The following is a 25199-nucleotide window of genomic DNA, read 5'->3' on the forward strand; positions in this document are numbered from 1 at the left end:
GGTTAAGAGGAAACCCTTCTTCGTGTAAAAGCGGAGAGGGGTTTTTATTTTGATAAGTTGATTTCTTACTCCAATAATTGCGTTTGATCATCAGAATAAATTATAGAGCAGTTTGCTTTTTAAATATCACCACTATAAACCATCCTCCTGAATCTTTGTGTAACGCCCGAAAGTGGTAGTGCGAGCCCCACCAACAGGCTCAAGATGGCTCTGATCACTCTAAAAAACTGATAGAAATCGATTCAATACAGCGCCGATATATTCCATCACTAAAAAGGTATCCGAATCCGATAACACAATATTATCAGGTCAATCGGATATTTGATATGAAAGTGCGAGCGTGGTTTAGCATAAAATTCTAAGAGAAGCAGCTTTCACATTATCACTTCTTCCTGCTTTAAATAGAATTTTACAAAAAGGTATGATCACCAATAACTTCTGCAGGAGTTGATAAATAACGGACTCGTCTCCTTTTCTACTTTTTTTATAATTGCATAAGGCAAATTATTTTTAACATTGCCAAGACCTCTCTCAATTATGCCTATTTTTTTAGAAGGTCATAGTGATACACGCAACTACAAATTCCCTGGGATCAGCTATTCGTCAATCATAAATTATCTGTTCAGAAGTGCTCAAACGTAAAGAATTTGTAGTAACAAAGATGGAAGACAAGATCATAGCTGCAATTGAAATCAACGGAGTCAAAAATCCCGTAGCAGCCAGCGGTAACCCAATTACGTTATAAATTAAGGCCCAGAAAAAGTTTTGATAAATGGTCTTTTTAGTCCGTTCTGCCTGAGATAATATATTTTGAAGTTGCTTAATATCAGGATTATAAAATACCATATCGGCTTCTACTTTATTTTTGTCGGATCCTTCAAACATTGCAATGGTGCTATCGGCCTTTGCCATGGCCAAAAGGTCATTCAAACCATCACCAATAAAAAGAACTTTAGCCTTTCCCTTCCTTTTTCTCTCAACATACTCAGCCTTTTCATGAGGACTCATATTTCCTCTATATGTCCACTTATCAGATAAGATCTCATCCTGTGGCTCCGGGTCACCCGATAAAACTGAAACTTCATAATTATTTTTTGTAAGATCCTGAAGTAGGTCTCTGGCATCATTTTTTAAAGGATGATAGATCTCCATTTTTAACACCATCACCTTGTCCACGAACAAGCCAAAATTATTCTTATCCAGTGATTCAGCTTCAGGGTGTGCACGGTTCAAAAGTTCAATTTCATGTTTTCGGTTATCTTCGTCTATCCATAACCCTGTGATCCCAAGCCCGGTAATTTTCTTAAGTTCTAATAAATGATGTGGATCGATCTGATTGTCTCTACCATACTCTCTTACTGCTTCTGCTATAGGGTGTTCGTCAATGGCTTCAATTCCGACTAGTAATTTCAACATTGTTTGATCATTCACTTCAGAATTACCTAAAATTTCTACATTTTGCACATCTGCCGGACCCGTGATGGTACCTGTTTTATCAAAGATAATATGAGTAACCTGAGCCAGTTCTTCAATTGCCTGAGAACCAGTTCTAAGTAATATTCCCTGGTCATGAAGACTCTTATGAGTGATCCAAATAGCCGCAGGTGTTGCTATGGCAAATGCACACGGGCAACCAATTATCAATACTGACAAAAAATTATTGATAGCTGAACCTGTTTCTCCCATCCAGAGATAATACGCCAGGGTTATAGCTGAAAGAAATACGACTGTACCGAGCAATATACTTGCGGCACGACTGGAGATGTTCTCATAAGTCGAAAGTTTCTTTTTCTCCCACTCAAATTGTTCGAGATAACTTGATAGGGATGATCGCGAAAAAGAAGATGTTAGTTGAATTTCTAAGTCATCATCTAAAGCTATTGATCCGGCTATTATTCTATCATCCTTTTCTTTCAGAATTGCAGTGGGTTCCCCGGTCAAGTGGGCTTCTTTCACATAGCCACATTCAGAATTAAGAATCCCGTCTGCCGGAATGACCTTTTCTGCTTCAGTTTTAATCTCATCACCTTCACTGAGATTTTCGGAACTTACCCTTTCCCATACACCATTTCTGTTCTTTACAAGCAGGCTGGGAGCTTCAGGTTTCCATTTTTTACTATAGGCTCTAATTTTATTTTTCAGGTAAATATCGATCAACAGACTTCCAATGTAGAAAACCAAGATCATACCGGAGGTTTCAAAATAAGTAACAGATTCAACCCCTCGAAATACATTAATAACAGAAAGAAAATAAGAGGAAAAAACACCAAAAAAGATCAGCGTACCTAAGCTGAATCGCTGTGTTTGGAATTCCTCCATGGTTACCATGAGCACTTCTTTACCCAATAACAGTAAGATCAATGTATTGAGCACAAGCGAAAACCAGATAAAAAACGCAGGGGTATCAGAATCAAAATGAAGGGTCAAACTCACAAAAAGCAATAACATCCCAAAGACCGCTGAAATCACCCATCTTATTAGCAGTTCTTCCGGCAAATGAAATTGTCCCTCTTCTCCTATCTGTAGCCGGTGTGCCATTGAACAACCGTGGCAGCAAAAGGTAAGTTTTCTCTCAGATGATCTTCTCGCTGGTAATCCACAGTGGTCGCATGATGTTATCTTTGAAACTGAATCGTTCAATATACTAATTTAGAAATGTATCATTAAGCTCGCCAACTTCCCACTGAGATGTTCTATCTCCGTAAGTTTCACGGTAACTTTTGATACTGTCAACCGGAACATCAGCGCTGTTGTTGCCAAATGAGTTCCTTACATAGGTCATAACAGCAGCCACTTCCTCGTCTGAAATCTGATCACCCCAAGCCGGCATGTTGCCATTATAACTAACTCCATTTACCTCCATTTCTCCATATAATCCATGGATAATGATTCCTGCAAAACGTCCTACATTTCCGGTCACATAATCAGTACCAGCCAGGGTTGGAAATGCGCCTTCAACGCCTTCCCCATTCGACTGATGGCATGTTGAACAGACTCTGCCATATATATTTTCTCCCAGCTCCATTTGAGTCAACTCTTCCTCTTCAACAGGTGCCTCAGCTTCAGCCTGTGAAATATATAACTGATGTGGCTTGTAACTGAACTCACCGAAGTAATATCCGGTGTAGAAAAATCCAAATGCAAAAGTCATCAATATTACTGCATATAACCACCAAGGTCCTGTTTCATTTCCCTCTTCAGGTAATGTCTTTTCTCGCAATGCAGCCTGATGAATATCATAAATATCCTCACGATCATTTTGCTTGCTATCATCGAATGAATCTGGGTTTTCTGTGCCCTCTTTTGCCATAATCCTATTCTTCTGTTCTCTCTTGATTTAGTGAAAGAAGGTAATCTACCAAATGCTCGGCCTCTTCTGTGGGAATTACCTTTTTACCCTCAATTGCAAAATCACCGGGTAAATTGACCACTCTTTTGTTAGTAGCTTCATCTTCATCAATTACTTCAAAAAGCCATGGGAAAGGTGGCATAATTGAACCGGGCGATACAGATTCGGGAGCAAACAGATGAGTATAATGCCAGTCTCTGCTTGGTTGCCTTCTTCCAATGTTAGCAAGATCCGGGCCGGTTCTCATTGTACCTAAAACATGTGGAGTAAGGCCTTTGTAATCCTCCGGAAGTGAAGCTTCTCCCCAGCCACGTTCAAAATCTGCACCAAAGCCCTTGGGCCTTACCTGTTGGGTGTGACAATAAACACATCCTTCTCTGACATATATTCTATGTCCGTTTTCGATATTCGGTGCCACGTATTGCTCAGTAGTTATTTCTTTATCTGCCAATATTTGTGGAATGTATACCAAGCCTACCATGGACGAAATGAACAAAGCAACGGCTCCAAAAATCAATATTAAATTATTGCCCATGATCTCAGTCGTCGCGGTTTTGAGTTACAGTTTCAGTTCTGTCTTTAGAGTCTCTTTTCAGCATTTTAAAATAGGAGTAAGCAAATACTATGTGACCGGTTGTCAGTAATATTGCAGCAAAAGAGCGAGATTCCAGAAACGGCCTCATTTTATCAACTATATCTAAAAAAGGCATGTCCGGATCATTCATAAGAAAGCCCTGCCATATTCCACCAATTTGTAAGGCCACTATATATAGTATGATACCAATTGCGCTAAGCCAGAAGTGCCATTTAATTCTACTCTTCGATTGCCATTCATTTCCTGTAATTCTCGGCATTATGTAGTACATAGAGCCAAAAAGTACCATCGTCACGAATGCATACATTCCAATATGAGCATGCGCTATCACATAATGAGTAAAATGAACCACTTCATTTACATTTCGCAAGGCTTGAAGGCTACCCTGAAGACTTACGAATGTATAACTCATGGCTCCAAATACAACAAATCTCAGTGTTGGAGAATTAATAACACGCTTAAATACACCCACAACGGTAAGATGATGGTTAACAGCCACAGTGACGACCGGAATGATCATCATGACACTTGCAGCAATTGAAATGGTTGTTGCCCATGTTGGCACTGGCCCACCGATAAGGTGATGAAAACCATTCCAGTTATAAAACAGTGCCAAGGTCCAAAAACCTAACAGACTAAGAGAGTAGCTATAAATCGGTCTGCCTGTAACTTTGGGAATAAGATAGTAAGCTGCTGCGAGACAAATTGGAGTAAACCACAACCCAAGCGCATTGTGTGCATACCACCAGTTCATTCCACCTTGTACTGTAGTATCAAACTCAGGTATGTAAGCAACTAGAAGTAATGCAAAGATCCATATAAAAGCTGCAATGATATAATACACTGAAATATAGAGTTGTTTAGTTGCTCTGTTTGCCAACATAGTCAGAGAAGCAATGAGCAGTGGCACTAAACCAATAACCATGAGTATGGCTGAGGAGAACGGGATCTCCAACCACTCCAAGCCCCTTGAATAACCACCGAGGATCTGAAAAGAACCTATTGTAAGGCCTATATTCCACAAGATCAGTCCTCCAAGAATAACCTTCTGAATAGGTATTACGATGCGAAGTGTTCTCGTCAACAACCATAATGCCACACCGGCTCCAGTCATAGAAGCCCATCCATAAACCATCGTGTTAAGATGAAGTGGACGAACCCTTCCAAATGTCAACCAGGATGTGTCACCTAAAAAATTAGGCATGTGTAATTTAAAAGAAGCCAAAATGGCAAGTACAGACCCAACCAATAACCAGATCATTCCGGATGTAAAGAAGGAAAGAAGTACCTTGCTGGAATCCCGATCTATATAATTTCGCCTTTCAGCTACGCTGTCAAATTTCTTAAGCTTCATGCTTTTTCTTTGTCAGATTCATCAGCATCATCCCTAAAGAGCTGATCGGTGGGCTCCCCTACAGGTTCATCTTTCTCAAAAGGTATCATGGCATCTTGCTTTAGGTTTTTGATGAAGCCTTTTTTTATTGTAAATACCAATATTATCAATGCTGTAATTACCATTAGCACTGAGATAGAAAAGATAGATACTGTTCCGGAACCAAAATCCATTAGCTATTTGGTTTGAGTGAGCTTTAGAGTATAAAAATAAAAATACGTAAAACGTTCATATTTTACTCTTCAAGCGATAGGACCATAAAACACGCACAATACATACGATTGATGACACTATATAAATAATATCGCCAGATTTAATGCCTCCTAAAAGAAAATGATTTTTCGCCAGATCTATGACTTGTTATAACAAAACAAGCTTTTAGCTAAATGATAATCATGATCTTCTTCATTTAACTTTCTCAGAAATCCATCTTCCGAAATCTTCTCGTAGCACCCGCAAGTGGCAGTATCAGCCATACCACCATAAACGCAGTGGCAGTGATCATCCCGTAAAAGCTCCCGAAAAATCGATTGAATACAGCGCCGGTGTATCCCATCAGAGCGGAAATATCAAACTCAAGCAGCACAATTATACGAGCCAAGTCGATTGGATTAAGCATGGTCAATGCAAGCATAGGTTCTTCGATCGGATAATCGCCTAAAACAAAGATTGTCAACAGAACTAATCCATCATACAACACAGCTAAAAACAGCCAGCCGACCAAGGCAAATCCCAGGCCTTTGATACGATCTTCAAAAAATGCTAGTCCCAGCCAAAATCCGATTCCCGTAAAGAGAAGCGTCAGTATCAATCCTAAACCAAGCAACAACAAAATGGACATGATCTGCTCACCAAAGAGCATACCATTATAAAGCATTGGCAAAAGAGTCCCCAGAATAAAAGCTGCAGATAATGGTATAGCGAGCCCGCCATAGAGCCCCCAAAACAGGGTCTTACGGTTTAAAGGTTGAGCAAGAAGGAGCTCAGTAAATTCACGGGATTGGTACAGGTACAATGCTCCATAGATCATTCCCACAAGCGGTATAAGGAGCAGCATCACGTTTGAGATGCTCAGCAAAGCTTTTGGTCCCGCTCCTCCAAAACGAATAAGGGCATCTGTGATCAGCAAATAGATCAATGCATATCCGAAGATCCATTTGCCTCGTACAAGGTCTTTCCATTGGTAATTCAGTATGGTTAATGTTTTCATGCCGCTTCTTCCTCCATCATTTTGGCAACCGCGCCCTCAAGACGCTGCTCTTTATGTTTACTCAGTAATTCATCCATCGGTCCGTGATACTTGATCTTACCTTCTACAATAAAGATCAGGTGATCAGCCAGTTCCTCGATTTCACTCATAATATGAGTGGTTAGCATAATGGTCTTACCCTGTCCTTTTAACTCAACCACCTTTTTCTTGAACTGTACACTTGATCGGGGATCAAGTCCGGCAGTAGGCTCATCAAAGATGAGAATTTCCGGATTGAACATCATAGACAAGACTGCTCCAACTTTTTGACGGTTACCTCCTGATAGAGTTCGCATTCGTTTTTTTAATTCCGTTTGCAGTCCAAAGTGTTTGATCAATTCTTCTTCAGATGAAGGCTGATCTCCCCGGATATTTTTTATGAACCGAAATAATTCCTCTACAGTCATATTTTCCGGATAGCGAGCCACCTGAGGCATGTAACCGATCTTATCGCGGTACTCCCACCGGTCATTTACTATATTTCCATTGATCAAGATCTCCCCCTTGGTTGGCTTCACCAATCCAAGAATGCTTTTGATCGTTGTTGTTTTTCCGGATCCATTTGGACCTACAATTCCAGTGGCCTGACCTGAAGGAATTTCCAGATCCAGATCATCAAGTACGGTCAATTGACCAAAATTCTTTTTTAATCCTCTTAGTTCAATCATTGTAGCTGGTCCATTTGTGGTTTGGTATCAATAAGGGTTTCAGGTGTCAATGCAGGCATTACTTTTTCAGCGGCATCTAGTATATCGATCAACAGACTTCTCAGTAAAAGCAAAGACTGTGGCTGCTTCTCAACCAATATGGTAAACAACCGCACCGGATGATGCGGAACATCTCCCACACCGTCCCGGTCAAGATCGTAGCCTTCATATTGACTCCAGTAATTTCCAGTAAATTCATTAAAATTTCTTCGGCTATTAGTGGAAACTTCAAATGAGTTAGCAATGAAGTTATTCTCACTGAACACGTTGTCTGTTGAGTTTGCCATCAGTTTTACCGCCCAACCGTTTTGACGGAATGTATTTCCTTTTACCTCATTACGGCTTGTTGCCTCAATGTAAAGTGCCACTGAATTATTCTCAAAATGATTATTCTCGATCCGGCTGCGGTTGATCTCTTTCAAAAGCATGCCATAAGCAGATGATCCCCAATTATCCTCAAAGCGGTTTCCAATGATCTCAACATTAGAGGTGTACATTACCGCTACTCCTCCCCCATTGTCCCTGAATGTATTTTCACGGTAACTGCAGTTATCAGAATACATGAAATGAATGCCGTAGCGAATATTTTCTTCACTTAGATTATTGGTTATGTATGCTCCATCCACAAATTCAAAATAGAGTCCATCACGATGGCCCCGCACATAATTATCCTCAATCTTGGTGTCTTTACTATACCATAAATGAATACCGTTGCCGGATGAAGTTTCTCTTTCTCCCGATGCAGTAAGATAGTTGTTTCGAACCACAGCCTTATCAGTTTCCGCAAGATAGATCCCAAAAAAGTTATCAATCAGCCTGTTATCCTCAATGACCGTATTTTTGGTTTTCTCAACAAGGATCCCTGCGTAATCTTCCATAAAGCTGGTACTGGTGTTACGAACTTCAAGTCCTTTTACCGTCACGTCATCACCGGTTATTACCAGTATAAACCCTTTTTTCTCACCATCAATTACCGGCCGCCCCTCCCCTAGAATAGTGATAGGTTTATCAACTTTCAGGTTGTACTCAAGGTAGGTTCCTTGTTTTATAACAAGTGTATCGTAAGGCTGGGTAAGCTTCAGCCCCTCAGCAATTGTTGATACCTCTCCTTCAGGAGAAACGGTAACAGTTTGAGCCGATACGATAGAACCGGCGAGCAGAAACACTCCCGCCATGGTTATGTATTTTAAACCTTTCAATTTTGACCTCCATTTATTTTTATATCGGAAATACTACTTTTGCATTCCCGTTCCCAAATTCATTTCAATTTGGGAGACCTCATCCCAGAGCAGCAATCGCCCCGGTCTTTCTTCAATATGTTCTTCTGCCGCCTCTTTAGTAGGCAAAGCTAAAAGTGATTCACCCATAGGGCTATTAATGACCTCGCTCTTTACATACTGTGCCTCGTAGGCATCCAGCCAGGTACCGGGATCGTTGTAGTTACTGACCCATAATTTGGAGCCGCTTAGATCATCTTTATTTTCACGATGATAAACGGCCATACATTCTATGGCATCAAATTTAAGTGCTTTTCCTTTCTCCGTTACCAGCTGGGCTGCAAACTGTTCATCGGTGATCATCATCTTACAATGTGCACATTCGTCACTTGCATAATGTATCTCAACCGGCTCCTGACTGCAGGCCGTTGCAAAAAGCAATAGCACAACAGCGCTAACCATAAATTTAATATTTCTAAATAACCTCATAACCGACCTCTATTATATTATCTGCATTTTTCAATTTGAAGGGTTACTGATCTCTGCTTCTCCACCAAACCAATCCTGCAATACTCATTGAAGCCAAAGATAAATAGAATCCAATATGTGGCAATGAGGTTGCATTAATATTCAACAATTGTTTACTGCCTATCAATGGTGGCTGGTAGGTCATGCCTGGAACTTTGATCGGAGCGTCCGGATTCAGATTATGTCCATAGTCATATCCCCATAGATAAAAATCGACCAAGCCGGCAATAGCGACAAGGATAAAAAATCCCAGCCAATATAATATCAGTGTTCTTTTTCCAGTTGCGGCAATGATCAACCCGGTAATGATCAAGAACCCGAATATATAAGGCATGATCTTAAGTTCTGGTATTGATGCAGGTTCTATCGATTTCATACCGATGTAATGATTCAACCCATTGATGTTATTAAGATCATGGGGTTGTTTACCTTCAATATTATCAACCATGATGTTCATCCCAATTCCCTCAGGATATTGGGGAGCTTCCATGCTGATGCCCCAGATTGGAACGAAGTAAACACCGATCAATAAAAGTGCTGCAAATGCCATCCATATTTTGTGTGATGTTTTCATAATTACCTCGTTTGTAAATACAAATAAAAGTGAAAAGGCTGGGGAGGTATCAGCTCCCCAACCATGATGGAGGTCAAATCATCATTGACCAGTTCCGTATTGTAATTCAACATCTGAATTTTCCGGAGAAACTCTCGCATATCCCTGCATCTCCTGGTGAAGCGCTGAACAGAAATCTGTACAGTAGAATGGGAAAACTCCCGTTTCTTTTGGCTCCCAGATAAGGGTCAGGGTTTCTCCCGGCATAACCAGTATTTCAGCAGTGTTTGCTCCTTTGATCGCAAAGCCGTGGGGTACATCCCAATCCTGCTCGAGATTAGTTACGTGGAAGTACACCTTATCGCCTACCTTGATACCTTCAATGTTATCAGGTGTAAAGTGGCTTCGGATGGTCGTCATATAAACATGCACTTCATTACCATCACGCTCAATTTTAGTTTGAGCTTCAGTTGTTGCACGATAAGGGTGCGTGTTGTCTTCAAGCTTATAGAAACGTTTCTGATTTTCCATAACTTTTTCAGCTGCAATACCCTGTGCGTAGTGAGGTTCCCCTTCAGTAGGGAAGTCAAGCAGTAATTGCATCTTATCGCCGGAAATATCGATCAGCTGAGCTGAGTGAAACATTTCAGGACCTGTTGGCAGGTAACGATCTTTGGTGATCTTATTCAAAGCCACCAGATATTTACCATCAGGATTTTGACTGTCTCCACCGGGAATCATTAAGTGACCAGGAGAGTAATAAACGTCAATTCTGTCAAGAACCTGAGTAGTTTCGACATCCCATTTCACAATTTCAGACGAAATAAAGGCCGTAGTGTAAGCATTGCCTTTACCATCAAATTCGGTATGAAGAGGTCCCAAACCCGGATTCTCTACTTCACCATGCAATATGGAGTCGTACTTCAGTACCGGAATACCCATCACTTCACCTGCATAATCTTCGGCATCAATTGCATCGATCATCTTGGCAAAGGAATGAACCGGAATGACAGTAGACAGTTTACCACCGGCTGCAATGTATTGTCCGGTTGGGTCAACATCTACACCGTGAGGTGATTTTGGAGTAGGAAGGAAGTAAACAATGCCTTCAAGCTCCCGCGGGTCAAGAACACGCACCTCGTCTATGGTTTCAGTCTTGGCAATACCGCCCTCATCGTGGTCAATGTAGTTACGCACGTGCTTTCCGGGCATCATTTTGCCTTCACCATTTTCTGCATATTCAGCTGCTTTACGCCAGTTTATTGCAGCGATAAAGTCTTTATCATTTTTCGAAGCGTTGATCTCTAATAAAGTATGAGCCTGCTCACTATTATAACTGGTAAAGAATGCCCAACCGTCAGAAGGACCTTTACCGGAATGAGACAAGTCATAGTCAAATCCTGGCATCAGGATCTGGAAATCAATAGCCATTTTACCTTCCTCGGATACTTCCACAAAGGAAATGGTTCCCTTAAAGGTATCTGCATAGGTATCGATGGGAACATCCATATTCTGCATATTTTCATCCATAGGAATACTGAATCGCGTTGCTGCAGTTACATACTCAGTATTTGGCGTAACAAAGGATGAGGCGTGATTACCGGCAGAATTAGGGATCTCAATAATTTCCTGGGTTTTGAAATCATCAAGACCAATACGTGCGATACGCGGGGTATTATTTTCGTTCATAAAGATCCAGCGTCCGTCCGTTTCACCATTGGTTTGAGAAAGCTCGGGATGGTGAGCATCTCCCCAAGGCACGAAACCGTGGGTTGTGTTAAGCATGGCTTTGGTTTCATCACTGTAACCATATCCATTTACCGGTGCTTGCGAAAATACCGGAATGGTAAAGATGTGGCGTCCCGAAGGAATTCCATATACCCCCATTTGGCCGTTGTATCCGCCGGACATAAAGCCGTAGAATTCATCGAGCTCACCCGGAGCTACATATACTTTTTGTGCGGCATCTGTGTTGGAGCTGAAATTTCCGTTACTGCCATTACATCCGAAAAGCGTGACGCTTAACAGAACAACAGCAGGAAGCATCCAAAACAGATGGCTGTGCTTTCGTTTTTTCATAGTATTTCTGTTTTTTTGATTGATGGGTTGGTTATTAAGATCCGTTATTCAAGGTAAGATCAGATGCAATGAACTCAACAATAGCTCTTGCCTCTTCCTGAGTCAGCCCCTGATTTGGCATAGGGCTCATATTATATTCTTGAAGCATTTTTTGGGCTTCCGGATGATTTTTTACCATGCCATCCGGATTCAAGATCATGTTCATTACATAGGTCGGGGAACGACGTTCAAGTACGCCATTCATAGCAGGTCCAATATAGCGCTCGTTCAATTTGTGGCAGGCAGTGCATTTCAGATCAAAGATCTCTTTACCTTTTTGTGCCATTTCCATATCAATTTCATCTCCTAAAGAGATAGTCTCCGTTACGGGACCAATACCATGTTCCTGTTCAAAAGCAGAAAGGCCACTTTCGGTTTCTTGTTTGGCTTCTGTTTGTTGTTGATTATCGCCGCCTCCGTTGCCTCCGCAACCGCTCAGCATAAAAGCGAGAGACAAACTTACAACGATCATTATTCGTGATAGCTTCATGATGATTTGACCTGATTTTAAATTAAAAGACTTTTTTATCTTTATTGTTTAAGACAAACTTAACTTTTATATATGAAGCAAATGTTAATTTTTGGGATAATTATTCATACCCCACGTATTTAGACTGATTCTAGTTAATGAATTGAGCCTTCATTTAAGGCGAGATAGATAGCAAAAGTTTATGTAGGTTTAGCAAAAAACACAGACCACTATGAACCAAATTCTTCCGGATTCTTCCTCCTTAAAAAAATATGGGATCACCAAATCATTTAAAGCGGGTGATGAGATCGTCAGTGAAGACGCTCCGATCCATTCCATTCCAATTGTATTGCAAGGAAGTTTAAAAGTGATGCAATCGGATGACGAATTCCGTGAAATGGTGATGTACTATCTACAACCCGGTGAAACCTGCGTCATGTCATTCCTGGCAGCTCTATATAATGACACTAGTAAGGTTAAAGCTGTGGCTGAAGAAGAAACAGAGATTGTCTTTATCCCTATTGGCAAAATTCGGGATTTAATGAGTAAGGATCCTAAATGGCTTAATTATATTTTTCAGATCTATCATAAACGTTTCGAAGAGTTACTGGATGTAGTCAACGCTATTGCTTTCAAAAAAATGGATGAAAGACTGCTTCAATTTCTGGAAAAGAAAGCAGAAATATCCGGCTCAACAGACATTAAGATCACCCACGAACAATTAGGCCAGGAACTTGGTACTGCTAGGGAGGTAATATCAAGACTGCTAAAACAAATGGAAAGCGAGGGACTTGTTAAGCTCGGGAGAAACCGGATTACTCTGACAGTCCGATCATAACCCCCTATCTTGAGAATCCACCTCATCTAGTTGGTTATTGAATGTAGAATCTTCTGTGTGATAAATGTCACTGAGTTTCTATTAAACAAAGGTTAATATAACCTTCATATAAAAAGACTATTTAATACAATGAGATCGATGAATAAAGAAACCATTTTTTCTACATGGCATACTATGCGGTGGGTAGCCCTCTCCGTTGGGATATTCTTGGCTGTAATGGCCGTATGGTACCAGGATATCGTAACCGGACTTTTTAGCGGATTTTTTATCTTTCAAGCCGTGACCAATACAGGTTGTATGGTTTCTCAGGCATGTGGTGTTCCGCAAGATAAAAACCCAAATAACAGGTCTGAACAAGAAACAGAAATTCATTTTACTGAGGTTAAATAAATATCATGGATAGCACTGAAACAAAACCAAAATCATTCAACGAAATTATCAATGGCGACACACCGGTGCTTGTAGATTTTTATGCCGACTGGTGTGCTCCCTGCAAAATGATGACCCCCATACTTCAGCAGTTGAAAAGTGCCATGGGTGATAAACTGAACATCATCAAGATTGATACAGAGCGTAATCCTGATGTTGCCATAAAGTATCAGGTTCGTGGTATACCAAATCTGATCCTATTCAAAAACGGAGAACTGATATGGCAGCAAGCCGGTGTCGTTCGAATGCCACAACTTCAACAGATCATTGAGCAGAAACTGGAGCAATCATGAGCGAAGTGAAAGAACACCTTTATGATGTAGATCTGGAATGGAAAGAGGGGCGTATTGGCGAAATGACGTCCCACAAGCTCAACGATATTATTAAAGTTGCCACTCCACCCGAATTCCCGGGCGGAGTTGAAGGAATATGGAGTCCTGAGCATCTTTATGTGGCTTCTGTAAGCAGCTGTTTTATGACTACATTTACAGCAATTGCAGAATATTCAAAACTTAAATTTGAAAAGCTAAGTGTTCCTGCCACGGGAGTGATGAGTAACGAAACAGGTAAATTCACAATTACCGAAATTACCTTGAGTCCGAAACTTATCATTTCTGATGAGAACCAAAAAGATAAGGCTTTAAGAATTTTACAGAAAGCGGAAGAAGTCTGCCTGATCACTCGGTCTATTAAAACTGTAGTAAAACTGGAACCTACAATTGCCATAGCGGCATTAAATTAACAGAGAGAAAATCATGAGTAATCTAAATAATATTGGTCTTGATAAAGACAAATCAGGAAAACTATCCGAAAAACTTGGTGTATTGTTAGCTAGTTATACCGTCTTTTACCAGAATACGCGAGGATATCACTGGAACATTAAAGGTAAAAGCTTTTTTGAACTGCATGTAAAATTTGAAGAATTATATAACGATCTCTTCATCAAGATAGATGATGTAGCTGAAAGAATACTGACCCTTGGCTTTACCCCTGAACATCGATATTCTGAATACGTATCAAAATCGCTGATCAAAGAAAGTGACAAAGTGGTTAAAGGAGAAAAAGCAGTAGATGAAATTCTGGATGCATTTAAAGCGTTGATTTCATTACAGCGCGAGATCCTTGATCTTTCTGATGACGCAGGCGATGAAGGGACAAACGCTATGATGAGTGATTATATCACGGAACAAGAAAAACTGGTCTGGATGTATTCATCTTACGCTCACAAGCATTGATCACTTACATTACAAGAATTTCAACTTATAAGGAGAAAAATTATGTCGTACCATTTTAGCAAAACATTGGATATCGGCTTTGACGAAGCTATCGATAAAGCAACCGCTGCACTTAAGGAGGAAGGGTTTGGAGTTTTAACTGAGATCGATATTAAAGAAACTCTGAAAAAAAAGCTGGATGTCGATTTCCGAAAATACCGAATTTTAGGGGCTTGCAATCCACCTAACGCTTACAAAGCACTTCAGGCGGAGGGACATATCGGGCTGATGCTGCCATGTAATGTGATCGTTCAGGAACATCAGGATGGCAAGGTAGAAGTCTCTGCTGTTGATCCCGTAGCATCCATGCAGGCTGTTGAAAATGATGAGCTTACAGAAGTTGCCACTAACGTCCGAGACATGCTTAAAAAAGCTATTGATCGTCTTTGATTGACCTCAAAGGTATCAACATAAGCGGATCTGACTGAGATATAGTCGGTCCGCTTTTTTATTTATTGTAGGTAACCACTCGCTTCCAATGCAGGCTCACAAAAACCAGCACCGCAATCAATTCAAATAACCTTCCTGTTAAAGCAGTATTGCCCCAAGATATAAGATCAGAAATCACCACAAGAATGATCCCCAGGTTTAACGTAAGCGGAATTAAGCCGGCCACATGCACTGAACCTCTTCCCTTGTCTTCCAAAACACGCGGAAGCATCCAATAAGCCACACCTAAGGTAAATTGTATGATCCATCCGAAGATCACGAATTCAATATGGGCAGGTATCAAAAACCAAAATACTGGTGATATAAAAATCGCCTTGTTAATGAGCATTAACACACCTATCAATAATCCTAACAGCAGGTATAAAAATGAAAATTTTATAAGTATGCGGCTTACAAATGGCATCTTGTCATGAGTCTTTTGCACGCTTTCTGCGACGCTCTTGTTTGGATTGAACTCTCGGCCAGATACCGATCACATAACTCAGGATCCCCAGAAACTGAAGTAATGCAGAAATAATGAGAAGGTAACTCCAGATGGAGGGCTCAAATGCTGAGGCCAACGGCTCAGCTAAAAACCTGATTGGCAAGCCAAGATTCAAGCCGGCGAAGGCGAGCCACTCCCATTTTTGGTTTCTAAAACTTTCTTCCCTGATCCGTCCCGGAAACATCCAGGTGGATACTCCCATGATGATCTGTGTGATCCATCCTACCATTAACGCATGCCAGAACATGGGGCTCATTCCTGAAAATTGGAAAGAATCAATTTGCATCATAACCCCGAAACCTAAGGATATCAGGAAGTATAGCAGACCTGATTTAATAAATAAACGTGTTATCAGTGGCATTTATATGATATTCTTTAGTAAGTGCTACAGTTTTTGAATGGCTCTGCGAATCCCTAACCAATACCATAACATAGCAATAACCGGCAACATTGCAATAACGGTAATAGCTGTGTAGATCCACACACCGCTTAAAAAGAGTGGCCACAGGCTCGTCATCCATAGTAAGCTAATCAATAGTACAAATACGGAAATGAGAACCACGTAGAAATACTTTGGCTTAAGATCTACTTCCTGCGTCATATAGGCTGTTACCCCTAATGTAAAACCGCCTAATAGGAGAACATGTAGATACAAAATGCGAATACCATGTTCCGATAACCATAGATCAGCCGGCATAACGGCAGCAATGATCTGCATGAGTGATTTCAAGCCAAGTAGCAATAGCGGCCATATCCATATCTTACTAATACTTTCTTTTCTTTTAATGATCGAATAAAGGAACAGAAGAACTCCTTCTACAATAAGCACACCACCAATTCTGGCAGTAACTGATAAATTCAGATCTAACATGGATTCTGAAATTCCGTATGGAAAAGTCAATGGGGCACCACAGGCTATCAGGCCCACAAGAATATTAGGTGATATCACATAATCGTTTTCTTTCATACCTAATGATTCTGAAATCAAACCAAGCAGGACCAATACCACCCATCCCTCAACAAACGTTGCCAAAAAGAAATGAGTCAGCGCCTTTCCCAGCAAAGGTCCGCCAAAATTGAACATTTCCACAGCCCCAACACCCCAAGCACCCAAAGAGCTGATTAAAAGCATAACCAAAGCACCCTCAAGCCAAACGTTGGGAGTATGATCTTTTTTTCGAAACCTTGTCATTATATAGCCGATCATAAATACATACCACCCTACCATAACTAAACCGGAAAGAATCGTCGAAAGGGGTAAAAATGAACCATTGACAGGAACAGAACGATACCCCCAAATCAAAAAGAATGGATAAGATAAGATTCCGAAAACCAATACGCCCCAAAGGGCGCCTTTCATGAATTTGACACCTAAGGCGGCATGATATCCCGGAACCAGTTTCACTTTTATAAGATAAAGCGGCAACAGAGATGCCCAGCCAAAAAACATAAGGTGAGAATGGGCATGCCTGACATTTTCAAGATTGAGATCAAATGGCAAGGAGGTGACAAACCCCAGTCTGTATATAAAACCTGTAAAGCCGGCAAGAATAAAACTGAATATTGCCCACTGCCAGATCTTCGAGTCTTTTGCCAGCGAATTCATCTTGGTTAATTGTATGGTTTAAATTCCTCAAAAAACCTACCCTTATTACATTAAGGATGAATGAAGATTCACTCAGCTACCAATACTTTCTCTTCAAATTTTTCAAATATCGAATTCAGACGATGCCTCTGTTCCTCTACCGTTTCCAATATTGAGTTGAGGTTCTCAGTCTCAAATGGTTTTGAAGTTGCAATCTCTTCGCAATATTCCATTCCCTTTATAAGATTGTTCTTAAATTTCGTCAGGCTTCTTATATCTGCAGAAGGATCGTCGCTTTGTTCAATAAGCTCTTCCAGATAATCTACGTACATAATCATTTCCTTGGCAAACATGTGAGGCCTCTCATCAGGCACTACATTTGATCTGCCGTAGATATGATCCGTCATTTCTTTCAGGGAATACTGCCGGTCAAACCAGGCAATATTTGGCCCCGGACAAATGGCTTGAGGCGCCCTGTTTTCTTTCAATATTCCCAGGGTGATCAACGCTCCATTTCCAAGATGTTCACATAGGCAAGCTTTTTCAAGAACTTTGCTTAAAGCTTTTTCCTTTTCATCTTTCGTTACATCACTTTCATTGATCTGATTGATCTTAAGCAACTGATAATGAGTAGAGGCCGTACAGATCGGATTCTCGGTGAACTCTGTATTGGATTCCAGAAAACCTTTAGGGCACGGTGAACCCGGTTTGCCTTTTTTAATGCGTTCTTTATGCCATTTTTCGGAACCGGTGTTCTTTACATTATTGAATGGAACACCAAGGGGTGATACTCCACTTAGGTAAAGGTCTTCTTCTTTAGCATTTTGAAGCAATGTCATGGTTGGTTCATCAACTGTTGTAGCCTCCGGAACCATCAAAAACGGGCTACCCCATCCTGTGGCATCCATTTCAAAATCTTGCAGCAATCTTTTGGCTTCACCATTATTTCCTATTCCTCCCTGTACGGTTAAACGCGGGTCACTTAATTCCCAATCCGCTGCAAAACCTCCTTCACGATTATCTTCATAATAACTTTTTATAAGGGGTTCGATAGCCGAGCTCAGCATTTCCCTTTTTTCTTTGAACTCCTTTAGTAGTGCCGGAAGCAGATATCCGTCTGAAGCGAAGGCATGACCTCCACAATTAAGACCAGATTCTATGCGGTATTCAAATACTTCGAGTCCTTTTTTCGCCAGGTATTTTCCCTGAATCAACGCGGATCTAAAGTCACTGACCTTTAGTATGATCTTTTTCTTGATGTTACCTTTCATATCCCGGTAAAAATCTTCAAATTCGGCCAGGTAATTATATAATCTTGGATTAAATCCCGCCGAAAGGATCAAACTTGATGATACCTTACTGTTTGCGAAACCCCGTAAAGCAGCATTGCCATCACTAAATTCTGAGGTCATAGGTTGACCGTTATTCGTGTAACTGAATCCATCCACCTTGGCCATAATGTTCACATCTATGGAACCGGCTTTCATGCTTTCAGTTAACTTTTGGGATAGCTCGTCAGTATCTCCTGAATTGGGGGAACCGACCAGCTTTAAATACATGTTTCGAAGTTCTGAGGAAGTTGGAAGCATTTCAAAATACTTAGCCTTCTCATTGTCTTCAAAAAAGGGCTGATTCTTGATCTCACTAAACTTTTTTTGCACGAGGTCCTGGACCAAATCGAGATAAGCTGTGATTCGCATGGCTCTTCCATCCACTGCAGTACGCGGAATATTTGTGTATGGCAGGTCAAATATTTTTGAGTAATGTTTCCGGATACGTTCAACCAGGAGATCATCTACAATTGAAATGACCGAATTGATACCATAAGGTGCAACACGTATTGGTGAATCAATTGAATGTCCGGTTCCCATTACAGGAATTGAAAATGTGTGAAGTGCTTTTTGCATAAAATCATAGGTATAATTACGGATTATGAAACGCCATAACCCAATCTATTATATACTTTAGATGTGAAGGAATGATGAAGTAAAGCAAATAGATGAAACCGGCCATTAACTCCAAAACATAGTATAAGTGACCGAATTCAACTGACTGCTTACTAAACTGACTGCTTACTAAAAGGTTTTCTCAAGCTTGAGTGCTTTGGGAAAGAGTATATTATTCTCTAAATGCACATGCTTATGAAGATCTTCCTGAAATCCCTGCAGGTTTTGGAATAATACTTTATAGGATGAACAGGCGTGTGATGGCGGAGTAAATCCATTAGTTAATGCTTCAATGTTAGCCATGATCTCACCGGCACTGTCGTGCTCATCTTCAAGCGCATCAACAATGGCTTCTTTAACGGAACCCGTTTTATTATCGCGAACCAACTGCCTGATCTGCGGGAAAAGATCTTCTTCCTCTTTTTTCAAATGAGCCATCATTTCAGCTTGCAATACATAGACCAACTCCCGTATTTCTTTAAGTTCCGGATCTCTATCTCCGTGAACCCGTGATACTTTTTCTGCATAGAATGCAAGTTCAGGTAACATTTTACGTACGAAGCTGTGATGATTGTTTACAATATAATCAGCCAGAAAATCAAGTGACCAATCATTGTAGTTATGCTCTGATCCATCTGCTTTCTTCAGTGATTCCAATTCACCTATAACAGTATCGATTTCGACCTTCTTAGAAGTACAGGCCTTCTCCAGCGTTCTTCCTCCCCCACAGCAAAAGTCAAGTCCGTAAGACCTAAGTACCTGTGCTGTTCTGTAATCTTCGGCTACAATTTCTCCAACCGGTTTTTGTGATAATTTTTTCATAATTATTAGTTTTAAGAGTATTTTATCTTAATTAGATTTAAATTTTTTATTTCTTAGTTTCTCACTGCCAGGAAAATTCTCCCTCAGCAGTTAATCTAAAGTGCTTTTCTTTTCCTTCTTCTGCAATCTCGTTCAGTGTCATTCTCTTAAGCATTTCTTCGATTCTGCCTCTGGCTCCCACCCAGCTGTCATGCAAAGGACAAGGCTCTTGCAACCCACAACCGGGCAACCCCAAAGCACACTGTGTAAACAGTCCGGGGCCATCAATTGCTACAACCAGGTCATATAATGTTGCCTCTTTTCCTTTAGTCGATAATCTTACACCACCGTTAGGCCCTTTGTAAGATTCAACGTAACCTTCCGCCGTAAGTTGTTGAAGGATCTTAGTCAAAAAATGGAAGGAAATCCCTAACTCATCACTGATCTCTTTCAATGAGTGAAACTCCTGATCCTTTTTTGAGGACAGATACAAGGAGGCTCTCAAACCATAAACGCAAGATTTAGATAATAGCATAAGTCTATTTAAGACAACTTTGTCTGAAAATACGTATAATTACTCAAAATAACATGGTAACATTTTTATTTCAGCTAATTTTACAAGTTTAAACCGTTTTTGAGAACATTCGTTCTTTTGGCTGTTGCAAATCCATTTTTAAGTCAAAGGCCATGCAAATGTTTCTAACGAACGGAATTCCTTTTTCTGTTACAACAACATGTCTTCCATCAATAGTAACTAACCCGTCTGCCTCCAATTCAACCAAGCGTTGTTTGATCAATTCGAACTGACTTTGTTCGCCCTCAAACTCGGTCTTAAAATTACACATCACATTCAGGATCTGTTCACGGATCTGCAGATCTTTTTCATTTAATACATGCCCGCGAAATACAGGGATCTCTCCCCTTTCCACTCTTTTCTCATAATCACTCAGTTTTTTTTCGTTTTGAGCAAAACTGAACCAGCTGTCACTGATAGCAGACATTCCCAGCCCGATCATCACTTTGGTTGCCCCGGCTGTATATCCCATGAAATTTCTATGCAGGCTGCCATCCTGCATAGCTTTATATAGGCTGTCAGATTTTAACGCAAAATGGTCCATACCTATCTCAACGTATCCGTTTTCATAGAACATCTGTTTGCCCAGTTCATAAAGCGCTCGCTTTTCGTCATCTTTAGGCAGGTCCTTTTCATCGAAACCGCGCTGACCGTTTCCTTTTATCCAGGGTACATGTGCATAACTGTAAAATGCAATGCGATCAGGCCTTAGCTCATTGGTCTTGTTTATAGTCTCTTCTATCCCTTTTAAAGTCTGATGAGGCAATCCGAAAACGAGATCATGATTGATCGAGGTGTATCCTACCTCTTTAGACCAATCATGAACCTTTTTAACATTCTCAAACGGCTGTATGCGGTTAATTGCCAGCTGAACCTGAGGATCATAATCCTGAACACCGTAAGACACGCGTCTGAATCCCAGATCATACAAAGTTCGTAAATGTTCTTTCGAGGTATTATTAGGATGGCCTTCAAAGCTGAATTCATGATCCTTTTTCAGATCGGCACCTTCTAATAATCCGTCCATTAACTGTTTAAGATTTTCTGTACTGAAAAAGGTTGGCGTTCCTCCTCCCAGATGGATCTCTTTGATAACAGGACGATCCGGCAGCAATTTCAGATATAATCGCCATTCCTTTAGAACGGTCTTTATATAAGGATCCTCAACTTCATGCCGTTTTGTGATCTTTTTATGACACCCACAAAACGTACACAAGCTTTCGCAGAAAGGTAGATGAATATACAGAGAGATTCCTTCGTCTTTCCATTTATCAAAGGACTTTAGTAATGTAGACTTCCACTTCTCAGCAGTAAAGCTCTCCTCTTCCCAAAACGGAACTGTGGGATAGGAAGTATACCTTGGTCCCGGTACGTTATATTTTCGTATCAGATCAATATCCATCTTTCCTCATAGCTTTAATGCTAAACATAATCTTGATTTATTAAGATTTAGTGAATCATTCCTTTAAACCGAGAAATGTAAAACTCTTCATTAAATGAAGTTATCAATTATCCACATTTCGAACTTACAAGTGAATTTCTTACCATTGACGCGGCTTTGCACGGTATGATATTAACTTCTACCTATTCAACATTATTAATACTGCCTGTCTATTCTTAAAAGCTATCTAAAAGTAAATACTACAACACTAAACTTAGAAACTGATACATGAAAGAATTTTTTGCAAACTTCTTTGATAAATATGGACTTTCATTCATTATGGTTGCCAGCTACTTTGGCAGTGGCTCAATTTTCATCGCAAGTCAGGCCGGTGTAGAATACGGTTACGTCTTGATCTGGGCAGTAATAGGTGCTGTAATGCTGGGTTTTATGGCTCAGGATATGAGTGCCCGGCTTGGAATATACGGTGACACACTAATGACCTTTATACGTAAAAAGCTGGGAAAAAACGGTGCGTTGATCCTGGCCTTATTTCTTTCGCTGGGTTGTATTGCATGGACACTCGCACTGACGGCCGCTGTGGGAATGAGTTTTGAAGTATTAACAGGCGGTGCAATTACATGGCAACCTCTTGCAGTTGTTACCGGAATTGTAGCAATCATTGTAGGCACCTTGCATTATGGTTACGTGGAAAAAGTAATGACCGGCATGATGTTTCTACTACTTATCCTGTATTTAGTTGTAGCAGGAGCAAGCGGTCCTGATATGGTTGAAGTTGCAAAAGGATTTATCCCTTCTATCCCCGATACAGGCGCAATGATGCTGGGTGCGGCTATCCTTGGTACGACAGCACTATGGCCAAACTTTTTCCTGGAATCAATTCTGGTGAAACGAAAAGGATGGAACAGTGACAAACACGTAAAAAGTATGCGCACCGATCTCACCATGGGATACACCGTAGGAGGTTTGATCACAGTGGCTATCATTATTGTATCGGCAGCAGTACTCAGGCCGGCAGGTTATACTGAATTATCATCATTTGTAGCTCCGGGAGAGGCCCTAGAGATCATTTTGGGACGCTGGGCTATGATCGTATTTTTGGTCGGTGTGATCGCAGCTGCCTTTAACAGTATTGTACCCATAATGTGGACAGTACCCTACATGGTACTCGAGGCTTTAGATATCGATCATGAAGAAGGAACCAGCAGTAAATTCAAGATGATTTTTGCAGGCGGAATCCTCATCGGAATGTTCTCTCCGCTGGTTGCAAAAATAACCGGATTAAGTGTTGTTGAAATGATCACCCTGTTCCCTGCCTATAATGGTGTATTTGGGTTACCCATAACGGCTGCCCTTTTATTCTGGGCTATGAACGACAAAAAACTAATGGGTGTAAATACGAATTCGTGGAAATTGAACATCGCTAATTTCATGTTGGTATTATTTTCAACCTACATTGCTATAAATTCTGCTCAGGGTGTAATGTCAGCTATTTTCGGCGGAATGTTTCTATAAGCAGCCACCTCATGACCGGCAATTCTAATAATCTGCTTCATAGCTTATGATCACGATTTGTACATTAGTGGTCTTAGCCTTGAAAACCATTTATACATAATTTTAAAAACCTTCTTCATGATCCTGTTTATCAGTCTCTTGTTTTCCGCGATGACTGCCATGAGTACTGAGATCATGATCTTATTACTCATCATTGCTTTGGTGGGGGGAATTTGCATAACCACTATTGGCCCCGGAGGTATTTTTGTTACCATAGCACTTTTTGCCCTTCTCCCTCTTGACCCAAGCACAGTGGCCGGTACGGCCAGTGCAACCTTCATTGCAACAGGTATTGTAGGGAGTCTTGGGTACTTAAAGTCAGGTGAACTAAAAGGGATAGTGGCCGGTAAGGCTGCAGGTGTATTGAGTCTGGCATCTGTAATTGGTGCATTTGCCGGAGCACAGATCAACACATTATTAAATGCTTCAACCTTTGCTATACTTCTGGGCTTATTCGTTCTTTTCACGGGCATACTGATCCTTTATCGTCAAAAGAAACAACTTAAACCTGACAGTCGACTACAGATCGATACTCTCAGAGGTTTATCCTGGCTTGCCGGAGTTGGGCTAGCTGTTGGACTCCCCGGTGGACTGTTGGGTGTAGGCGGACCTGTACTTGCAGTTCCGCTGATGGTAGTACTTGGCGTCCCCATGCTTTTATCAGTAGCCTTGGCTCAGGTTCAATCCATTTTCATATCAGGCATGGCCACCTTCGGATATATGATACATGATGCTGTGGATTGGCAACTTGCCTTTTTCCTGACAGTGCCTTTACTGATAGGTACCATTTCCGGATGGTACATCGCTCAACGTATCAAAGCCAGCAAGCTTCAGATTTCACTGGCTTTGGTTCTTATCCTACTCGGTATCTACTTAATAGCAGGCGGAACCACACCCGGAAGTGCATAAGTATTATTCCGATATTTAGTATTCCTCTTTTGAATTTTTCTTATTCCTTATCCCCAGATCTTCAACATAAAGAAAACAACTACGCCTGTGACTGATACATAGAGCCAGATCGGGAAGGTCCACCGCGATACTTTTCGATGGATCTTGAATTTCCCGCTAAATGCAAAGTAGAAACTCGCAAGTACCAGGGGAACCACAAACACAGAAAGTATAATATGGCTGATCAATACGAAGAAATAGACAGGCCTGACAAATCCCTCCCCCAGAAACTTCGTATCTCCTACATAATGATGATACACAATATAGCTTACCAGAAATAACGCAGAGGTAAAAAAAGCTGCGAGATTAAATCTCATATGCTTTTGGAAGTCGCGTTTTTTGATCTCCCAAAATGCCAACAAAAGAAACACCGTGCTCAAAGAATTGAGTGCTGCATTAACGGCTGATAAATTACCTATCCAGGTTACCGGAGCTTCAGCTCCTTCATTAAAATATATAAGCCAAAACAGAAAAAGGATCGCAATTATGCTCAATCCAATGATAAAGAAAAGGGCTTTTTTCGCACTTACCTGTTCCAAGATCTTTGATGATTCAGGAAGTTTTACATTTTCATTCATGCTTATAAACGTCTATTCGGTTGTAGGACAAAGTTAAGGCAAACAAAACTAAATACAGAGTTTTTCAATTCCTTTTGAGGCATTTTTGTCAAATGTATACTATATTTTCAGCCTCACATGTCGGATGTGCTGTGAAAGTCTCGCAAATTTCTATTTAG

Annotated in this window: 28 protein-coding genes; 8 read left to right on the forward strand and 20 right to left on the reverse strand. The window is 40.7% G+C overall.

The window, feature by feature from the left end; genetic code table 11:
- Window positions 1-603 precede the first annotated feature (603 nt).
- From ACKGJO_RS08360 to ACKGJO_RS08415, 12 genes are all read right to left on the reverse strand, one after another.
- Complete coding sequence (locus tag ACKGJO_RS08360; protein WP_411322962.1) at window positions 604-2538, reverse strand: heavy metal translocating P-type ATPase; 1935 nt, start codon at window positions 2536-2538, stop codon at window positions 604-606.
- Window positions 2539-2644: 106 nt separating this feature from the next.
- Window positions 2645-3310 carry a c-type cytochrome gene (locus ACKGJO_RS08365; protein ID WP_411322963.1) on the reverse strand — a complete coding sequence of 222 codons (666 nt, stop codon included), beginning with the start codon at window positions 3308-3310 and terminating at the stop codon, window positions 2645-2647.
- 4 nt (window positions 3311-3314) lie between these two features.
- Window positions 3315-3884 (reverse strand): cbb3-type cytochrome c oxidase subunit II, encoded by a 570-nt coding sequence (locus tag ACKGJO_RS08370; protein WP_411322964.1) that lies wholly within the window; start codon window positions 3882-3884, stop codon window positions 3315-3317.
- 4 nt (window positions 3885-3888) lie between these two features.
- A complete protein-coding gene (locus tag ACKGJO_RS08375; protein WP_411322965.1) occupies window positions 3889-5298 on the reverse strand; it encodes a cbb3-type cytochrome c oxidase subunit I in 1410 nt (469 codons plus the stop codon).
- Complete coding sequence (locus ACKGJO_RS08380) at window positions 5295-5510, reverse strand: hypothetical protein (protein WP_411322966.1); 216 nt, start codon at window positions 5508-5510, stop codon at window positions 5295-5297. The genes ACKGJO_RS08375 and ACKGJO_RS08380 overlap by 4 nt, the downstream gene beginning before the upstream one ends.
- Window positions 5511-5755: 245 nt before the next feature.
- Window positions 5756-6547, reverse strand: a complete 792-nt coding sequence (locus ACKGJO_RS08385; protein WP_411322967.1) for an ABC transporter permease subunit — start codon at window positions 6545-6547, stop codon at window positions 5756-5758.
- A complete protein-coding gene (locus ACKGJO_RS08390; RefSeq protein ID WP_411322968.1) occupies window positions 6544-7254 on the reverse strand; it encodes an ABC transporter ATP-binding protein in 711 nt (236 codons plus the stop codon). Before ACKGJO_RS08390 ends, ACKGJO_RS08385 begins: the two co-directional genes overlap by 4 nt.
- Complete coding sequence (locus ACKGJO_RS08395) at window positions 7251-8492, reverse strand: nitrous oxide reductase family maturation protein NosD (protein ID WP_411322969.1); 1242 nt, start codon at window positions 8490-8492, stop codon at window positions 7251-7253. The genes ACKGJO_RS08390 and ACKGJO_RS08395 overlap by 4 nt, the downstream gene beginning before the upstream one ends.
- Before the next feature lie 33 nt (window positions 8493-8525).
- The gene (locus ACKGJO_RS08400) at window positions 8526-8999 is read right to left on the reverse strand and encodes a nitrous oxide reductase accessory protein NosL (RefSeq protein WP_411322970.1); all 474 of its coding nucleotides are present in this window, start codon (window positions 8997-8999) and stop codon (window positions 8526-8528) included.
- Between the two features lie 43 nt (window positions 9000-9042).
- Window positions 9043-9612: a hypothetical protein gene (locus ACKGJO_RS08405; protein ID WP_411322971.1), complete on the reverse strand. Its 570-nt coding sequence runs from the start codon at window positions 9610-9612 to the stop codon at window positions 9043-9045.
- A gap of 81 nt (window positions 9613-9693) precedes the next feature.
- On the reverse strand, window positions 9694-11670 hold the full coding sequence (gene nosZ, locus ACKGJO_RS08410; RefSeq protein ID WP_411322972.1) for a Sec-dependent nitrous-oxide reductase: 1977 nt from the start codon (window positions 11668-11670) through the stop codon (window positions 9694-9696).
- 34 nt (window positions 11671-11704) lie between these two features.
- Entirely contained in the window at window positions 11705-12199 is a 495-nt protein-coding gene (locus ACKGJO_RS08415; RefSeq protein WP_411322973.1) for a c-type cytochrome, read from the reverse strand.
- A 211-nt stretch (window positions 12200-12410) separates the two neighbouring features.
- Here ACKGJO_RS08415 and ACKGJO_RS08420 point away from each other — a divergent pair, with 211 nt between their 5' ends.
- From ACKGJO_RS08420 to ACKGJO_RS08445, 6 genes are all read left to right on the forward strand, one after another.
- Window positions 12411-13016 (forward strand): Crp/Fnr family transcriptional regulator, encoded by a 606-nt coding sequence (locus ACKGJO_RS08420; RefSeq protein WP_411322974.1) that lies wholly within the window; start codon window positions 12411-12413, stop codon window positions 13014-13016.
- Between the two features lie 138 nt (window positions 13017-13154).
- The gene (locus ACKGJO_RS08425) at window positions 13155-13406 is read left to right on the forward strand and encodes a hypothetical protein (RefSeq protein ID WP_411322975.1); all 252 of its coding nucleotides are present in this window, start codon (window positions 13155-13157) and stop codon (window positions 13404-13406) included.
- A gap of 5 nt (window positions 13407-13411) precedes the next feature.
- Window positions 13412-13738 (forward strand): thioredoxin, encoded by a 327-nt coding sequence (gene trxA / locus ACKGJO_RS08430; protein WP_411322976.1) that lies wholly within the window; start codon window positions 13412-13414, stop codon window positions 13736-13738.
- Window positions 13735-14187, forward strand: coding sequence for an OsmC family protein (locus ACKGJO_RS08435; RefSeq protein ID WP_411322977.1), 453 nt, complete (start codon window positions 13735-13737; stop codon window positions 14185-14187). The genes trxA and ACKGJO_RS08435 overlap by 4 nt, the downstream gene beginning before the upstream one ends.
- A 13-nt stretch (window positions 14188-14200) precedes the next feature.
- Entirely contained in the window at window positions 14201-14680 is a 480-nt protein-coding gene (locus ACKGJO_RS08440) for a Dps family protein (protein ID WP_411322978.1), read from the forward strand.
- A gap of 42 nt (window positions 14681-14722) precedes the next feature.
- The gene (locus tag ACKGJO_RS08445; RefSeq protein WP_411322979.1) at window positions 14723-15109 is read left to right on the forward strand and encodes a DUF302 domain-containing protein; all 387 of its coding nucleotides are present in this window, start codon (window positions 14723-14725) and stop codon (window positions 15107-15109) included.
- 58 nt (window positions 15110-15167) lie between these two features.
- Here ACKGJO_RS08445 and ACKGJO_RS08450 read toward each other — a convergent pair whose 3' ends face one another.
- The 7 genes from ACKGJO_RS08450 to hemN form a co-directional block, all read right to left on the reverse strand.
- Complete coding sequence (locus ACKGJO_RS08450; RefSeq protein ID WP_411322980.1) at window positions 15168-15497, reverse strand: hypothetical protein; 330 nt, start codon at window positions 15495-15497, stop codon at window positions 15168-15170.
- Window positions 15498-15576: 79 nt separating this feature from the next.
- Entirely contained in the window at window positions 15577-16014 is a 438-nt protein-coding gene (locus ACKGJO_RS08455) for a hypothetical protein (protein WP_411322981.1), read from the reverse strand.
- A gap of 24 nt (window positions 16015-16038) precedes the next feature.
- The gene (locus tag ACKGJO_RS08460; RefSeq protein ID WP_411322982.1) at window positions 16039-17259 is read right to left on the reverse strand and encodes a hypothetical protein; all 1221 of its coding nucleotides are present in this window, start codon (window positions 17257-17259) and stop codon (window positions 16039-16041) included.
- Window positions 17260-17327: 68 nt separating this feature from the next.
- Window positions 17328-19145 (reverse strand): hypothetical protein, encoded by a 1818-nt coding sequence (locus ACKGJO_RS08465; RefSeq protein WP_411322983.1) that lies wholly within the window; start codon window positions 19143-19145, stop codon window positions 17328-17330.
- Window positions 19146-19313: 168 nt separating this feature from the next.
- Window positions 19314-20006, reverse strand: a complete 693-nt coding sequence (ric, locus tag ACKGJO_RS08470; RefSeq protein WP_411322984.1) for an iron-sulfur cluster repair di-iron protein — start codon at window positions 20004-20006, stop codon at window positions 19314-19316.
- Window positions 20007-20067: 61 nt separating this feature from the next.
- Window positions 20068-20520 (reverse strand): RrF2 family transcriptional regulator, encoded by a 453-nt coding sequence (locus ACKGJO_RS08475; RefSeq protein WP_411322985.1) that lies wholly within the window; start codon window positions 20518-20520, stop codon window positions 20068-20070.
- Between the two features lie 88 nt (window positions 20521-20608).
- Window positions 20609-21961, reverse strand: a complete 1353-nt coding sequence (hemN, locus tag ACKGJO_RS08480) for an oxygen-independent coproporphyrinogen III oxidase (RefSeq protein ID WP_411322986.1) — start codon at window positions 21959-21961, stop codon at window positions 20609-20611.
- 267 nt (window positions 21962-22228) lie between these two features.
- Here hemN and ACKGJO_RS08485 point away from each other — a divergent pair, with 267 nt between their 5' ends.
- A complete protein-coding gene (locus ACKGJO_RS08485) occupies window positions 22229-23476 on the forward strand; it encodes an Nramp family divalent metal transporter (protein ID WP_411322987.1) in 1248 nt (415 codons plus the stop codon).
- A 159-nt stretch (window positions 23477-23635) separates the two neighbouring features.
- Window positions 23636-24424 carry a sulfite exporter TauE/SafE family protein gene (locus ACKGJO_RS08490; RefSeq protein WP_411322988.1) on the forward strand — a complete coding sequence of 263 codons (789 nt, stop codon included), beginning with the start codon at window positions 23636-23638 and terminating at the stop codon, window positions 24422-24424.
- Window positions 24425-24471: 47 nt separating this feature from the next.
- Here the strand turns inward: ACKGJO_RS08490 and ACKGJO_RS08495 are convergent, their stop codons facing one another.
- Complete coding sequence (locus tag ACKGJO_RS08495; protein WP_411322989.1) at window positions 24472-25041, reverse strand: DUF420 domain-containing protein; 570 nt, start codon at window positions 25039-25041, stop codon at window positions 24472-24474.
- Window positions 25042-25199 lie beyond the last annotated feature (158 nt).

The organism is Gracilimonas qinghaiensis (assembly GCF_046602855.1).
Lineage (GTDB): Bacteria > Bacteroidota > Rhodothermia > Balneolales > Balneolaceae > Gracilimonas.